The 239-nt window shown below is 35.6% G+C and carries 1 protein-coding gene; it reads left to right on the top strand.

What is annotated here, in order from left to right; all coding sequences use genetic code 11:
• Positions 1-239, top strand: a 239-nt coding sequence (locus ACFI6L_RS20355) for a hypothetical protein (protein WP_462574710.1), incomplete at both ends; no start/stop codon positions are given.

Genomic DNA, 239 nt, shown 5'->3' with positions numbered 1-239 from the left:
CTAACCTGAGAACCAAATTAGAAAAAAGTGGATATACCGTAGTAAGTGGTAATCAAGACTTCTCTCACTTCTTATTTACGCCACTTATAGTTGTTCCAAAAAATTCAAAGTTCAGCACTCCAGAACTTCAACAACAAATAACCAATACTTTAGGCTCTATCCCAATTGTCAAACGTGGTAACTTTAAAAACCATAAGTATTCGGGCGAACATATTGGTGTATATCTTCGGGGAAACAAT

This window comes from Alteromonas sp. G4i35, from assembly GCF_054960375.1.
Note: the sequence above shows the minus strand (reverse complement) of the source record. Positions and strands in the feature narration are given on the sequence as shown.